Raw genomic sequence first — 14,774 nt, 5'->3', positions numbered from 1 at the left:
CCGGGACCGGCGCAGTGGGTCCCGGGGCCCGGTCAGAGCCGGCGGATGGATCACACCCGCCGCAGAACCGCCACGACCTTGCCGAGGATGGTGGCCTCGTCGCCGGGGATCGGCTGGTACGCCGCGTTGTGCGGCAGCAGCCAGACGTGGCCGTCCTCGCGCTTGAAGCGCTTCACGGTGGCCTCGCCGTCCAGCATGGCGGCGACGATGTCACCGTTCTCCGCGACGGGCTGGCGGCGCACCGTCACCCAGTCGCCGTCGCAGATGGCCGCCTCGATCATGGAGTCACCCACGACCTTCAGGACGAACAGCTCGCCGTCGCCGACCAGCTGCCGGGGGAGCGGGAAGACGTCCTCGACCGACTCCTCGGCGAGGATGGGGCCACCGGCGGCGATCCGTCCGACCAGGGGAACGTACGACGCGGCGGGCTTGCCGCTGGTGTCGGTGGGCTGGGTGCTGGGCTGGTCGGAGCCGCGCACCTCGTACGCCCGGGGGCGGTGAGGGTCGCGACGGAGGAAGCCCTTGCGCTCGAGGGCCATCAGCTGGTGCGCCACGGAGGAGGTGCTGGAGAGGCCCACCGCCTGGCCGATCTCGCGCATCGACGGGGGGTAACCCCGCCGCTGGACCGAGTCCCGGATGACCTCGATCACCCTGCGCTGCCGGTCGGTGAGGCCCGAGCTGTCGGCCCTGATCCCTGGAGGTCGTCCGGGCAGCGAGCGGGCGGGCCGACCGGGCTCCCCGTCCCCGTTCATGACTGTGTCATTCATGGCATGCACCGGCTCGAGTCGGCCCTGGGAGCGGTCCTGGGCGGTGATGGTGGCACTGTCTGCGGTGGTGGTCACGTCGTCGGCCCCTCTCGAATGGTCTCCCTGGCTGGCACAACGGTAGTGGCTTTCGAAAGGTTGCGCCAAACACACGTTCGAGTGAAAAACTGCGGATTGCCTTACGTGTTCACGCAGGTGGGTGTATATGCCGGCTCGGCCCCGTCGGAATTCGGTGGTCACGGTAGCCTTCGCCGCCGGCCCGCAGGGCGGCGGGGTCCTTGTTCCAGTGTGGCATCAGAGGCCCCGGAATCGGCGGCACCGCGCGCTTCCCGTACCCTCTGACCCGGCCCCGCGCACCCCTTCACGGGCCGCGCCGCGCGACACGCGCGAAGGGGCGAAAATGCGCTTCGCCACCAGATCTAGTGGTTGGATTGCATCAGCCACCCAGAAGTTGTGGTCCCCGGTCTGCCGGGGGTGCACGCATCGCCTATGCTGGTGGTCGCTTCGAGGGGCCCTGACGGGCCCGGTGGGGCTATTCAGTCGTGCCGTGAGGGAGGGTCGGAACCATGCATTGCCCTTTCTGCAGGCACCCCGACAGCCGAGTCGTCGACAGTCGCACCACCGACGACGGGACGTCGATCCGACGCCGCCGCCAGTGCCCCGACTGCTCCCGCCGTTTCACGACGGTGGAGACCGCCTCGCTGATGGTGATCAAGCGGTCCGGCGTGACCGAGCCCTTCAGTCGTACGAAGGTCATCTCCGGCGTCCGCAAGGCGTGCCAGGGGCGACCCGTGACCGAGGACGCCCTCGCCAAGCTCGGCCAGCGGGTCGAGGAGGCGGTGCGCGCCACCGGGAGCGCCGAGCTGACCACCCATGACGTGGGCCTGGCCATCCTCGGCCCGCTGCAGGAACTCGACCTCGTCGCGTACCTGCGCTTCGCATCCGTGTACAAGGCTTTCGACAGCCTCGACGACTTCGAGGCCGCCATCGCGGAACTCCGCGGACAGCGGCCTCGCGCAGTGGAGCGCGGGACCGGAGTGACCCCCGAGGTCCCCGTTCCCGCCACCGCCGCCGACTGACCGGCGGGCCGGACCCGAGGTCCGGCGAGACCGGTCGCCGAGCGGCCGAAAAGACGTGCCACGAGGGCCCTGAGCGGCGTTCGCGGCAGCAGACAAGAAGACGGTGCCCTGGGACTAACTGGGCACTTCAGGGTGTTTTGCCCGTATATGGGAGGCGGCATGACAGAGACGGCGAGCGGTCCGGCACGAGGTTCCCGCGCCAAGGGGACCAAGGCGGCTGCGGCGGGCCGGCAGGGTCTGCGTATCGAGCGCATCCACACCACTCCTGGCGTGCATCCGTACGACGAGGTGGTCTGGGAGCGTCGTGACGTCGTCATGACCAACTGGCGCGACGGCTCGGTCAACTTCGAGCAGCGTGGCGTCGAGTTCCCCGACTTCTGGTCGGTGAACGCGGTCAACATCGTCACCAGCAAGTACTTCCGCGGGGCCGTCGGCACCCCGCAGCGCGAGACCGGTCTCAAGCAGCTCATCGACCGGATCGTGAAGACGTACACGAAGGCCGGCGAGGAGCACGGCTACTTCTCCTCGCCCGCCGACGCCGAGATCTTCGAGCACGAGCTGGCCTACGCCCTCCTGCACCAGATCTTCAGCTTCAACTCGCCGGTGTGGTTCAACGTCGGCACGCCGCAGCCCCAGCAGGTCTCCGCCTGCTTCATCCTGTCCGTCGACGACTCCATGGAGTCGATCCTCGACTGGTACAAGGAAGAGGGCATGATCTTCAAGGGCGGCTCCGGCGCCGGCCTGAACCTCTCCCGCATCCGCTCCTCCAAGGAGCTCCTGTCCAGCGGCGGCAACGCCTCCGGGCCGGTCTCCTTCATGCGCGGTGCCGACGCCTCCGCAGGAACGATCAAGTCGGGCGGCGCCACCCGCCGCGCCGCCAAGATGGTCATCCTCGACGTCGACCACCCCGACATCGAGAACTTCATCGAGACCAAGGTGAAGGAAGAGGAGAAGATCCGCGCGCTGCGCGACGCGGGCTTCGACATGGACCTGGGCGGCGACGACATCACGTCCGTCCAGTACCAGAACGCCAACAACTCGGTCCGTGTGAACGACACGTTCATGAAGGCGGTCGAGGCGGGCGGCACGTTCGGCCTCACCTCCCGCATGACGGGCGAGGTCATCGAGGAGGTCGACGCCAAGTCGCTCTTCCGCAAGATGGCCGAGGCGGCCTGGGCGTGTGCCGACCCCGGCATCCAGTACGACGACACCATCAACGCGTGGCACACCTGCCCGGAGTCCGGCCGCATCAACGGCTCGAACCCCTGCAGCGAGTACATGCACCTGGACAACACGTCCTGCAACCTCGCCTCGCTGAACCTCATGAAGTTCCTCAAGGACGACGGCAAGGGCAACCAGTCGTTCGAGTCCGAGCGCTTCGCCAAGGTCGTCGAGCTGGTCATCACCGCGATGGACATCTCCATCTGCTTCGCGGACTTCCCGACCCAGAAGATCGGCGAGAACACCCGCGCCTTCCGCCAGCTGGGCATCGGCTACGCCAACCTCGGCGCCCTGCTGATGGCCACGGGCCACGCGTACGACTCCGACGGCGGCCGCGCCCTGGCCGGCGCCATCACCTCGCTGATGACCGGCACGTCGTACAAGCGCTCCGCCGAGCTGGCCGCGGTCGTCGGCCCGTACGACGGCTACGTCCGCAACGCCGAGCCGCACCAGCGCGTCATGAAGCAGCACGCCGACGCCAACACGGTGGCCGTGCGCATGGACGACCTGGACTCGCCGGTCTGGGCCGCCGCCACGGAGGCCTGGCAGGACGTGATCCGCCTCGGCGCCAAGAACGGCTTCCGCAACGCCCAGGCCTCGGTCATCGCCCCGACCGGCACCATCGGTCTCGCGATGTCCTGCGACACCACCGGCCTCGAGCCCGACCTCGCCCTGGTCAAGTTCAAGAAGCTGGTCGGCGGCGGCTCGATGCAGATCGTCAACGGCACCGTCCCGCAGGCCCTGCGCCGCCTGGGTTACCAGGAGGAGCAGATCGAGGCGATCGTCGCCCACATCGCCGAGCACGGCAACGTGATCGACGCCCCGAGCCTGAAGACCGAGCACTACGAGGTCTTCGATTGCGCCATGGGCGAGCGTTCCATCTCCGCGATGGGCCACGTCCGCATGATGGCCGCCATCCAGCCGTGGATCTCCGGCGCCCTCTCCAAGACCGTGAACCTGCCGGAGACGGCCACGGTCGAGGACGTCGAGGAGGTCTACTTCGAGGCGTGGAAGATGGGCGTCAAGGCGCTCGCGATCTACCGCGACAACTGCAAGGTCGGCCAGCCGCTCTCCGCCAAGAAGAAGGAGGTGGAGAAGACCGAGGTCACCGCGAAGACCGAGGCGACGATCCGCGAGGCCGTCGAGAAGGTCGTCGAGTACCGCCCGGTCCGCAAGCGCCTCCCCAAGGGCCGCCCGGGGATCACCACCTCCTTCACGGTCGGTGGGGCCGAGGGCTACATGACCGCGAACTCCTACCCGGACGACGGTCTCGGCGAGGTGTTCCTGAAGATGTCCAAGCAGGGTTCGACGCTCGCCGGCATGATGGACGCCTTCTCCATCGCCGTCTCCGTCGGTCTGCAGTACGGCGTGCCCCTGGAGACCTACGTCTCCAAGTTCACCAACATGCGTTTCGAGCCGGCCGGCATGACGGACGACCCGGACGTGCGGATGGCGCAGTCGATCGTCGACTACATCTTCCGCCGCCTGGCGCTGGACTTCCTGCCCTTCGAGACCCGCTCCGCGCTCGGCATCCACTCGGCCGAGGAGCGTCAGCGTCACCTGGAGACGGGCTCTTACGAGCCCGCCGACGACGAGGTGGACGTCGAGGGCCTGGCCCAGTCCGCCCCGCGCCAGACGGAGACCCTGAAGGCTGTCGCCGCCCCGGCCGTGGCGGCGGAGGTTCCCGCCCCCAAGCAGGCGCACACCTCGGCGGAGCTCGTCGAGATGCAGCTGGGCATCAGCGCCGACGCGCCGCTCTGCTTCTCCTGCGGTACGAAGATGCAGCGCGCGGGTTCCTGCTACATCTGCGAGGGCTGCGGCTCGACCAGCGGGTGCAGCTGACACCGAGCGGAACCGCGTCCGACGGGACGCCGAAGCGGCACTGAGTCACGGGTGCCGAGGGCGCTGATCCGCGCTTGAGAGAGGGTGCCGGCCCATGGGCCGGCACCCTCTTCGGCGTTGGGGGCCGGCCGGCGTTGAGGGCCGGGGCTGGGGGCCTCCTGTTGTCCGGCGGGGCCGGGTCGGGCCTGTTCCCGGGGGCCTGGACCTGCCTTCCGGCGGGTCTACGGCCTGCTTCCGGGGGCCTTGGCCTGCTTGCCGGCGGGGCCCGGGCGCGGTGCAACCCGCGGGCGGTCAACGGGGGTTGACGCCCGCCGTCCCGTCCGCGATTCGTGCGGGGCCCGCCTTCGTCGGTAGGGTGCCAGGTCACGACCGCACCCCGTTCGATCACGGGCCGGTCAGGGCTCTGCCGCGGCCGGTGGCATCTCCACGGCTGCCGTGCCGGTCTCTGCCTGCCCGGCCCCGGGACACGGGGGGCGATCCTCACGGCGGGGCAGACGGGCCCCGGCCGACGGGCCAGGAGGAACGAGTGGCACAGATCATCGCCGAAGTCTCACGGACGTTCAACGAATTCCTGCTCCTGCCGAACCGCACGCGGACCGACTGCTCGGCCGCGACGGTCGACCTGCGCACGCCCTTGGTGCGCCATGTGGTGGGCGAGGCGCCGGCGATCGAGCTGCAGTCCCCGTTCACCTCCGCGATCATGCAGGCGGTCAGCACGCCCGATCTCGCGATCGCGCTCGCGCGCAACGGTGGCTTCAGCTTCCTGCACCACAATCAGCCGATCGAGGACCAGGCCGCGGCGGTCCGCCAGGTGAAGAACTTCAAAGCCGGCTTCGTCACCAGCGATACCAACGTCCGGCCCGACGACAGCCTGAGCGTCCTCGTCGACGTCATGCGCCGCACCGGTCACAGCACCGCCGCGGTCACCCACGACGGGACCGCCACCGGCCGCCTGCACGGCCTCGTGACCTCCCGGGACTTCCACCCCCAGCGCCATGATCTGGACGGACCGGTCAGCGGCCGGATGATCCCCGTCGCCGACCTGGCCCTTGCCGGGCCCGACGTCACGCTGTCCGAGGCCAACGCGCGGCTGTGGGACGAGCGGCTGGACTGCCTCCCGGTGCTGGACGCCGAAGGACACCTGCAGCACCTGGTGTTCCGTTCCGACTACGCGGACAACAAGCGCTTCCCGAACCAGGTGGTGGACGCGGCCAAGCGTCTTCGGGTGGGCGCCGGTATCAACACGCACGACTACCAGGAGCGCGTCCCAGCCCTGCTGGAGGCGGGCGTGGACGCGCTGTGCTTCGACTCGTCCGACGGCTACAGCGACTGGCAGGCGCAGGCCCTGGCCTGGGTGAAGAAGCACTACCCCGAGACCCCGGTCGGCGGCGGCAACGTGGTCGACGGGGAGGCGTTCACCTTCCTCGCCGAGGCGGGGGCCGACTTCGTCAAGGTCGGGGTGGGTGGCGGCTCGATCTGCATCACGCGCGACCAGAAGGGCATCGGCCGGGGCCAGGCCAGCGCCGTGCTGGACGTCGCGGCGGCCCGGGACGCCTACCGCGACCGCACCGGCGAGTACGTGCCGGTCTGCTCCGACGGCGGCCTGGTGCACGACTATCACGTGGCCCTGGCGCTGGCCATGGGGGCCGACTTCGTCATGATGGGACGCTACTTCGCGCGCTTCGACCAGGCGGCCGGCGCGAAGCTGCCCACGCGTGACGGCTTCGTCAAGGAGTACTGGGGCGAGGGCTCGAACCGGGCCCGCAACTGGCAGCGCTACGGCCAGGGAGGCCAGGGGCTCGTCTTCGAGGAAGGCGTGGACGGTTACGTCCCCTACGCGGGCGATCTCAACGAAGGGCTCGCGCTCACCGTCGCCAAGCTCAAGACCACGATGGTCTCCTGCGGGTCCACCACCCTGCCCGAGTTCCAGTCCACAGCCCGGCTCACCCTCGTCTCGGACCAGAGCTTCCAGGAGAGCCACGCCAACGTCACCCTGCGGGACACCCCGGCGACGGTCTCCTGACTCTCGCAGGCATCCCGCTCGTTCCGATCACACGGGCCGGACGGGCCGCCGGACGGGACCGGCCGGTGAGCGGTCCCGTCCGGCCGCTGCGGGTAGGGCGCGTTTCAGAGGTGTCGCGCACCCACCCCGGCGGCGTGGTTCAGGCGTGCCGCGCCCCCATCAGGGCCGTGAACGTCTCCGGATCGGCGTCGAAGCCGCGAGGGGCCGAGTGGTAGGACCAGTCCGTTCCACCGTCGCGGCTGAACTCCACGACGATCGCCGCGGTGGCGTCGGCCACCGTCGCGAAATCGTGCTCGGCCAGGTCCGTGTAGCCCTCACGCACGCGCACACCGGTGTGGGCGATGTCGCCGAAGGTCAGGCGGCCGCCCCCCTGCTGTATGGCCACGCCCACCACCACGCGCGCGTACCGGGGCGCGAGGCGCTCCAGCTCCAGGGTCATCGCCTCGTCGTAGCCGAAGCCCTGGCCCGTACGGCTGTCGCGGTTGAGCGTGATCGTGCCGTCGGGGGAGCGGCTGTCGAAGTGCACCAGATAGGCGGGGGTGCCGTACGGATCCTCCGCCGTGTAGACGCCCGCGATCAGATCGAGGTCGTGCGCCGGGGCGCCGGCCGGGGCGGGATCCCACTTGAGCGTCACCTCGACCTTGCCGACCCCCTTGTTGAGACCGCTCACCGTGAATCCCCTCTCCGCCTGGGCGTCGCCTTGTCGGCCCGGTCAACTGCCCGTGGTCGCGGGCACTTTGCCCATGGTGTCATGCGCGCCGCGGAGGGCGGGGACGCGACGGGCGGTATCGAACCGGCTGACGAAGCGGCGTCGCGACCGGTGAGAGTGCACTCCTCCGTACTCTGACGGCAGCACGGTCCGGCCCCGTACGATGGCGCGGTGCTGGTCAAGTGGATTCGCTGCACCGTGGTGGACCGTCGGGGGTTCGAGCGGGGGCAGCGGAAATGGGCGGGGCTGCTGGGTGAGCCGGGATTCCGGGGACAGGGCGGGGGATGGAGCCGGGGGCGGCCCGGTGTGGCCCATGTCTTCGCCTTCTGGGAGAGCCGGGCGTTCTACGACTCGTTCATGGCCCGGTCGCACGACCGTCTCGCGGCCGCGCAGGCCGGCACGTACAAGAACGCCCAGGTCAAGCTCTTCGACTATCGCTTCGACGTGAAGACGGGCTTCGAGCCGCGCTTCTCGGACGCCGACGTGGCCCGGGTCGCCCACTGCCGCATCCACGAGGGGCGGGTCGAGCACTTCGCGCTGATGCAGGAGAAGGTGTGGAATCCGGCGATGGCCGGTTCTCCCGGGATGCTGCGCGGGGTGTTCGGCGAGGCGCCGGGGAACGAGTTCCTCGTGCTTTCGATGTGGCGGTCCGCGGCGGAGCACGGCAAGTACCGGGCCGAACGCGTCGAGCGGCTCGGGCTGCGCGCCCAGACGGATGCCGACGTGGCGGCGCTGGCGGGGGACGTGGTGCAGCTCGAGGCGTCCTGGACGGTCTGATCGGTCCGGTCCGATCGGACCGCGCCGGACGGGTGGGGGTCGGCCCGGGCCGGGGGCTCGGCCTCCGGTCCCGGGGGCCGGCTCATGGTGCGGAGCGCGTGGGGCGGGGTTCTCGGTGCGGCCCGTGGTGCGTTCAGTCGGCCGTGAAGGAGTCGCCCCCGCAGGAGTCGGCCGTGAGGGAGTCCGTCACGAAGGCGCCCGCCGTGACCGCCGCGAGGGCCGCCCGGGCCGCCTGGTCCGCGAGGCCCCGGTCGACCGGCTCGCGCGTGACGAACAGGCGCAGGAAGAGCGGCGCCGAGACCGCCCGGACGACCGCGCCGGCGTCCGTACCCGCAGGTGCCTCCCCCCGGCCGATGGCCCGGGCGACGACGACCTCGCAACGGCCGAAACGTTCGGCGTAGAAGGCGCGCAGCGCGTCGGCCGCCCGCTCGGACTGGAACGCGGCGGCGACGAAGGCGGTGGGCGCGGCGGCCGCCGCCGGGTCGGCGAACGAGTCGGCCACCTCGCGGGCCAGAGCCCGCAGATCGCCGCCCAGGCTGCCCGTGTCCGGCGGCGCCCATCCGTCCTCGCCCGCCAGGTCCAGGGCGTCCGCGATCAGTCCCTCCAGGCCGCCCCAGCGGCGGTAGAGGGTGGTCTTGTGCACGCCGGAGTGCTCCGCCACGTACTCGACGGTGAGCGCCGGATAGCCGTGCTCCGCCAGGCCGGTCAGGACGGCGTCCCGGACCGCGGCACGTGTCCTCGCCGTGCGCCCCCCGGGCCGGCGGCTGCCCGGCGTGGGCGTCGGAGCACCCTCGATGTCGGTCAATTGCTACTCCCGTTGCGTTAGTGCGTCCGAGTGTGCCACACTCTGGGTAACGCGACTGGAGTTGCATTTGCCCTCCTCGTGCGCGTCCTTCCTGTCCGTCGTCCCGACCTGTACGAGGCGTGCACGACGCTTGAGCCCTCGGAGGCGCCCTTGCCCACTCAGCTCTCCTTGAGCGATGTTTGCGTGTCCCGAGGCGACCGGTTGCTGCTCGATCGCGTCTCGCTGACGGTGCGACCCGGCGAGCGGATCGGGGTGGTGGGGGAGAACGGCGCGGGCAAGTCCACCCTGCTCCGGATCCTCGGCGGGCTCGACGCACCCGACGAGGGGGAGGTCGTCACCCTGGCCGACGGCGGTACGGGCCTGCTCGCGCAGACCCCCCGGCTGCCTCCCGCGAGCACCGTCGCCGACGCGATCGACGACGCTCTGGCCGACCTCCGTGCCATGGAGCGCAGGCTCCGCGCACTCGAAGCCGACCTGGCCACGGAGGACGCCGGCGCGCTCACCGAGTACGGCGACCTGCTCACCGCGTACGAGCTGCGCGGGGGGTACGAAGCGGACGCCCGGGTCGACAAGGCGATGCACGGGCTCGGCCTCGCGGGAACGGAGAGGGAGCGGAGGCTCGGCAGCCTCTCGGGCGGGGAGCAGGCCCGCCTCGGCCTCGCCTGTGCCGTCGCCGCCGCGCCCGAGGTCCTCCTCCTGGACGAGCCGACCAACCACCTCGACGCCCGGTCCCTCGACTGGCTGGAGGAGGCCCTCCTCGCCCACCGTGGCACCGTCGTGGCCGTCTCCCACGACCGGACCTTCCTGGAGCGGGTGGCCACCGCCGTCCTGGAGGTCGACGCCGACCGCCGCACGGTCGTCCGGTACGGAGACGGGTACGCCGGATTCCGCGCCGAGCGCGCCGCCGCCCGGCGCCGCTGGGAGCAGGCGTACGAAGCGTGGCGGGAGGAGACCGAGCGCCTGGAGGTCTTCGCCGCGACCACCGCGCACGGAGTCGCCGCCGGCCGCGCCGTCAAGGACAACAACAAGATGGCCTACGACCGGGCCGGCGGCCGGGTCCAGGCATCGGTCGCCGGGCGTGTCCGCAACGCCCAGGAGCGGCTGCGCCGGCTGCGCGCCGAGCCCGTCCCCCGGCCTCCGCGGCCGCTCGCCTTCGCCGCGCGACCGGTCGTGGGCGGCGCGCGGGGAGACCTGGTCAGGCTGACCGGCGTCCGCGTCGCGGACCGGCTCGCGATCGACGACCTGACCATCCGGGCAGGCGAGAAGCTGCTGATCCACGGAGGCAACGGCGCGGGCAAGTCCACCCTGCTGCGCGTGGCCATGGGACTGGTCACGCCGGACGCCGGAGAGGTCCGCCGCACGGGACGCATCGGCTTCCTGGCCCAGGAGATACCGGCCGGCCGCCCGGCGGAGCGGCTGATCGACGCCTTCGGGCGGGGACTCGCCCTCGGGGAGGACGAGCGCGAGGAGCTGTTGCTCACGTACGGACTGTTCCGGCCGGCGGATCTCTCCGTCCCCGTCGGGAGCCTCTCCGCGGGGCAGCGCCGACGCCTGGCCCTCGCCCGTCTGCTCGCCAGGCCCGCCGACCTGCTCCTCCTCGACGAGCCGGCCAACCACCTGGCCCTCGGGCTCGTCGAGGAGCTGGAGGAGGCGCTGGAGCGGTGGACCGGGGCACTGGTCGTCGTCTCCCACGACCGGCGGCTGTGCCACCGCTTCACGGGGCGCGTACGCCGGATGGACTCCGGGCGCCTTGCCGACTGAGCCCCGCCGGAGCGGTCGATCTAGGGTCGGGGCATGGCACGACCGCGGCGCATCGTTCTCGTACGACACGGAGAGTCCGAGGGCAATGCCGATGACACCGTGTACGAACGCGAGCCCGACCACGCGCTCAGGCTCACCGAGACCGGTCTGCGGCAGGCGGAGGCGACCGGGGGACGGCTGCGGGCCCTCTTCGGGGAGGAACGCGTCAGCGTGTACGTCTCGCCGTACCGTCGCACGCACGACACGTTCCAGGCGTTCCGGCTCGACCCGCGGAGGGTCCGGGTGCGGGAGGAGCCGCGGCTGAGGGAGCAGGACTGGGGAAACTGGCAGGACCGGGAGGACGTCCGGCTGCAGAAGGCGTACCGCGACGCGTACGGGCACTTCTTCTACCGCTTCGCGCAGGGCGAGTCGGGGGCCGACGTGTACGACCGGGTGGGCGCCTTCCTGGAGAGCCTCTACCGCAGCTTCGAGGCGCCGGACCACCCGCCGAACGTGCTGCTGGTCACCCACGGACTGACCATGCGCCTGTTCTGCATGCGCTGGTTCCACTGGACGGTCGCCGACTTCGAGTCGCTGTCCAACCCCGGCAACGGCGAGACGAGGATGCTGCTCCTCGGCGAGAACGGGAGGTACACCCTGGACCGCCCCTTCGAACGCTGGCGTACCCCGGAACCGTACGGCCCCACCGGATAGAGTGGCGAAGCGATGACCGCTGACTTCTCTCCCGACCGGCGCTTCGACCGCGCCCTGGCCAGCCTCCGTGGGCTGTCCGTGGGGGACGCCCTGGGCTCCCAGTACTTCGTCCCCGTCAACTACCCGCTGCTGAAACGACGCGAGGTCCCCGCCGGCCCCTGGCAGTGGACCGATGACACCGAGATGGCCTGCTCGGTGCTGGCCGTGCTCGCCCGGCACGGCCGGATCGACCAGGACGCGCTCGCCCGGTCGTTCGCCGACCACCACGACTTCGACCGCGGCTACGGCCCCGCGGTCAACCGGATGCTCCGGCTCATCAGGGAGGGCGGCGACTGGCGCGAGCTCGCCGCCGCGCTGTTCAAGGGCCAGGGATCCTGGGGCAACGGAGCCGCCATGCGGATCGCCCCGCTCGGGGCCTGGTACGCCGACGACCCGGAGCAGGCGACCCACCAGGCCGAGATCTCCGCCTACACCACCCACCAGCACCGGGAAGCCGTCGTCGGTGCCATGGCGGTGGCTGCCGCGGCGGCGCTCGCCGCCGACCCCGCCGGTCCGCCGACCCCCACGGACCTGCTCGACGGAGTCATCGCCCTGGTGCCGCGCAGCGCCGTCGGCGCCGGCCTGCGGCGGGCCCGCGACATGCTCGACTACGGCGACGCGGGCACGGTGGCGGCCGTCCTCGGCAGCGGCCGCCGCACCAGCGCCCACGACACCGTGCCCTTCGCCCTCTGGTCGGCCGCCCGGGCCCTGGGGGACTACGAGCAGATGTTCTGGACGACCGCCCAGGTCGGCGGTGACGTCGACACCACCTGCGCGATCGCCGGCGGGGTGGTCGCCTCCGGGACGGCCGGGGCGCCGCCCGCCGCATGGCTGGAGCAGACCGAGGAGCTGCCGGACTGGCTCCCCGCCGCCGTGCACCCCTGACCCGGCGCCCACCCCAGAAGTACGGGCCGGAACGTCCCGCTTGTCCGCAGGAGAGTGTCACGGTCCTGCCACAGGGCCGTACGGCCCGGTCAGGGCGTCCGGGCCACGGTTAAAGTCGGCCACTTCGAAGCGCTGATCATGACAAGAGCGCGCGCCGACGAGACACCCGGACCGCCGTCTTCCGCCGCCTGGCCGCGAGCGGGCCGGGTCGGGAGGGGGTCCCGTGTCCGACACGCCCGATCAAGAACCGCAGAACAGAGCCCCGGTCGCGCCGGAGTCGCCGGGCGCCGCCGTGTCCGCGGCGCCCGGCACGTCCGTACCGCAGAACCCGGCACCGGAGTCGCCAGGGGCGGCCGCGTCCGGGACGTCCGTACCGCAGAGCCCCCGGGCGACGTCCGGCGCCGGCGCGCCGTCCGTCCCACCGCAGCCGCGGGCGGCGTCCGGACCGGGCGGCCCACGGCCGCCGCACCCCGCCTGGGGAGCGCCGATGCCTCCGCACGAGAGCCCGCTCGCCCGGCTGCGCCCCGCCGCACCGGCGCGGGTGACCGCCCCGACGCTCTGGGCGATCATGGCCACCGCCCTGCTCAGCGCCCTGCTGCTCGGGGACGGGATCGGCCTGAACCTGATGATCGTGGCCGTGCCCGCGGTCCTCGCCGCCTCCTTCGCCGCCCGGCACGCCGGCCGTCGGCCACGCCCCTGGACCCTGGTCTGGGCCGCCGGAGGGCTCGCCCTCCTCGCCGTACCCGCGCTCCTCGACGCGGGCTGGCCCACCTTCCTGGCGATGGGGTCCGCCCTCGCCCTCACCGCCTTCGCGCTGCACGGCGGCCGGGGCTGGCCGAGCATGCTCTTCGGGCCCGTCGGCCTGATCGACTCCCTGGGCGCGGGTACCACCTGGGTCTGGAACGGGGTGCGCGAGCGTGCCGGTGGATCGCGGGGGAAGGTCGGCCCCGTCCTGCGCACGGTCGGGGTGGCGGCCTTGCTGCTCGTCGTCTTCGGCGCCCTGTTCGCCGGCGCCGACGCGGCCTTCGCCGAACTCCTCGGCTCCCTGATGCCCGACGTCTCGCTCTCCCAGGCGCCCTGGCGGCTCTCCTTCCTGCTGCTCGGCCTGTTCGGCGCGATCTCCCTGGCCCGTACCGCCGCCGCGCCCCTGCGCTGGGACCGTGTGGTCTTCAAGCCCGGACGGGCCCGAGGGCGCCTGGAGTGGGCCCTTCCGTTGATCGTCCTCGACCTCCTGTTCGCCGCCTTCAACGCGGTCCAACTCACGGTCCTCCTCGGCGGATACGACGAGGTGCTCAGCGAACCCGATCCCGCCTTCTACTCCGAGTACGCCCGGCAGGGCTTCTGGCAGCTGCTCGTCGCCACCTGCCTCACCCTCGCCGTGATCGGCCTCGCCCTGCGCTGGGCGCCGCGTGCGGACGCCCGCGACCGGACGCTCGTCCGGGCCGTGCTCGGCACCCTGTGCGTGCTGACCCTCGTGGTGGTCGCCTCCGCGCTGCGCAGGATGGACCTGTACGTCGACGCCTACGGCCTGACCCGACTGCGCGTCTCGGTCACCGCGATGGAGATCTGGCTGGGCGTGGTCATCCTGCTGATCATGGCCGCCGGGATCTTCGGCGCCCGCCTGCTGCCCCGCGCGCTGGCCGCCAGCGCCGCGACCGCCGTCCTCGCCTTCGGCCTGGCCTCGCCCGACGCGCTCGTCGCGGAACGCAACGTCGAGCGGTTCGCCGAGAACGGCGGTATCGACCTGCGCTACCTCGAAGGACTCTCGGCGGACGCGGTGCCCGCGCTCGACCGGCTTCCCGAACCCCAGCGTTCCTGCGCGCTGCGCGACATCGACGCCCGCCTCCGCGAGGACGACGGCAGTTGGTACGCCACCAGCTGGTCCCAGATGAGGGCCCGCGACATCCTGCGGGACCGTGCGGTCGACCGGGCGGTGGGGCCGTGCGGGGAGCCGAGCCGGGAAGAGGAGTACGACCCCTACGCGGACGATCCGTACGACGTCCCCTGATCCGGCGCGCTCCTCTGTCCCGGACCGGTGGTGAAGCGCTCGCGCCGGTGGCCGGCGCACCGGCCGGATCACTGCTCTCGCCCCTCCCTCGCCCGTGCGACGGAGGGGCGTCTCGTGCCCGGCAGCACATCCGACGGGAATCCGGGTATCGCGGGCGGCCCGTATCGG

11 protein-coding genes are annotated in these 14,774 nt (G+C 71.8%); 8 read left to right on the top strand and 3 right to left on the bottom strand.

Annotated elements, in window-relative coordinates:
* Positions 1–50: 50 nt before the first annotated feature.
* Positions 51–842: a transcriptional repressor LexA gene (gene lexA, locus ACZ68P_RS20670; protein WP_365713772.1), complete on the bottom strand. Its 792-nt coding sequence runs from the start codon at positions 840–842 to the stop codon at positions 51–53.
* 488 nt (positions 843–1,330) lie between these two features.
* On the opposite strand from lexA, the gene nrdR reads away from it, so the two are divergent.
* From nrdR to ACZ68P_RS20655, 3 genes are all read left to right on the top strand, one after another.
* Positions 1,331–1,843: a transcriptional regulator NrdR gene (gene nrdR, locus ACZ68P_RS20665; protein ID WP_365713774.1), complete on the top strand. Its 513-nt coding sequence runs from the start codon at positions 1,331–1,333 to the stop codon at positions 1,841–1,843.
* A gap of 159 nt (positions 1,844–2,002) precedes the next feature.
* Positions 2,003–4,906 carry a vitamin B12-dependent ribonucleotide reductase gene (locus tag ACZ68P_RS20660; protein ID WP_471008111.1) on the top strand — a complete coding sequence of 968 codons (2,904 nt, stop codon included), beginning with the start codon at positions 2,003–2,005 and terminating at the stop codon, positions 4,904–4,906.
* Between the two features lie 526 nt (positions 4,907–5,432).
* On the top strand, positions 5,433–6,929 hold the full coding sequence (locus tag ACZ68P_RS20655) for an IMP dehydrogenase (RefSeq protein WP_471008108.1): 1,497 nt from the start codon (positions 5,433–5,435) through the stop codon (positions 6,927–6,929).
* Positions 6,930–7,068: 139 nt separating this feature from the next.
* Here ACZ68P_RS20655 and ACZ68P_RS20650 read toward each other — a convergent pair whose 3' ends face one another.
* Entirely contained in the window at positions 7,069–7,599 is a 531-nt protein-coding gene (locus ACZ68P_RS20650) for a TerD family protein (RefSeq protein ID WP_471008106.1), read from the bottom strand.
* A gap of 210 nt (positions 7,600–7,809) precedes the next feature.
* Here ACZ68P_RS20650 and ACZ68P_RS20645 point away from each other — a divergent pair, with 210 nt between their 5' ends.
* The gene (locus ACZ68P_RS20645) at positions 7,810–8,415 is read left to right on the top strand and encodes a YdbC family protein (protein WP_471008103.1); all 606 of its coding nucleotides are present in this window, start codon (positions 7,810–7,812) and stop codon (positions 8,413–8,415) included.
* A 133-nt stretch (positions 8,416–8,548) separates the two neighbouring features.
* Here ACZ68P_RS20645 and ACZ68P_RS20640 read toward each other — a convergent pair whose 3' ends face one another.
* Positions 8,549–9,220: a TetR/AcrR family transcriptional regulator gene (locus ACZ68P_RS20640; RefSeq protein ID WP_471008100.1), complete on the bottom strand. Its 672-nt coding sequence runs from the start codon at positions 9,218–9,220 to the stop codon at positions 8,549–8,551.
* A 150-nt stretch (positions 9,221–9,370) separates the two neighbouring features.
* Here ACZ68P_RS20640 and ACZ68P_RS20635 point away from each other — a divergent pair, with 150 nt between their 5' ends.
* From ACZ68P_RS20635 to ACZ68P_RS20620, 4 genes are all read left to right on the top strand, one after another.
* Positions 9,371–10,981, top strand: coding sequence for an ABC-F family ATP-binding cassette domain-containing protein (locus ACZ68P_RS20635; protein ID WP_471008098.1), 1,611 nt, complete (start codon positions 9,371–9,373; stop codon positions 10,979–10,981).
* A gap of 33 nt (positions 10,982–11,014) precedes the next feature.
* Positions 11,015–11,674 carry a histidine phosphatase family protein gene (locus ACZ68P_RS20630; protein WP_365713787.1) on the top strand — a complete coding sequence of 220 codons (660 nt, stop codon included), beginning with the start codon at positions 11,015–11,017 and terminating at the stop codon, positions 11,672–11,674.
* A 12-nt stretch (positions 11,675–11,686) separates the two neighbouring features.
* Complete coding sequence (locus ACZ68P_RS20625; protein ID WP_471008095.1) at positions 11,687–12,598, top strand: ADP-ribosylglycohydrolase family protein; 912 nt, start codon at positions 11,687–11,689, stop codon at positions 12,596–12,598.
* A 487-nt stretch (positions 12,599–13,085) separates the two neighbouring features.
* On the top strand, positions 13,086–14,606 hold the full coding sequence (locus tag ACZ68P_RS20620; RefSeq protein ID WP_471008092.1) for a DUF4153 domain-containing protein: 1,521 nt from the start codon (positions 13,086–13,088) through the stop codon (positions 14,604–14,606).
* The last annotated feature ends 168 nt before the right edge of the window (positions 14,607–14,774 follow it).

Source organism: Streptomyces sp. NPDC036822 (genome assembly GCF_055609145.1).
The sequence above is the reverse complement of the archived record's forward strand: the minus strand, read 5'-3'. Positions and strand labels throughout refer to the sequence as shown.

What these genes read in the sequence shown, in the direction of transcription:
- nrdR (WP_365713774.1), top strand. Translation starts at nt 1,331, where the DNA reads ATGCATTGCCCTTTCTGCAGGCACCCCGACAGCCGAGTCGTCGACAGT.
- ACZ68P_RS20660 (WP_471008111.1), top strand. Translation starts at nt 2,003, where the DNA reads ATGACAGAGACGGCGAGCGGTCCGGCACGAGGTTCCCGCGCCAAGGGG.
- ACZ68P_RS20630 (WP_365713787.1), top strand. Translation starts at nt 11,015, where the DNA reads ATGGCACGACCGCGGCGCATCGTTCTCGTACGACACGGAGAGTCCGAG.
- ACZ68P_RS20625 (WP_471008095.1), top strand. Translation starts at nt 11,687, where the DNA reads ATGACCGCTGACTTCTCTCCCGACCGGCGCTTCGACCGCGCCCTGGCC.
- ACZ68P_RS20620 (WP_471008092.1), top strand. Translation starts at nt 13,086, where the DNA reads ATGCCTCCGCACGAGAGCCCGCTCGCCCGGCTGCGCCCCGCCGCACCG.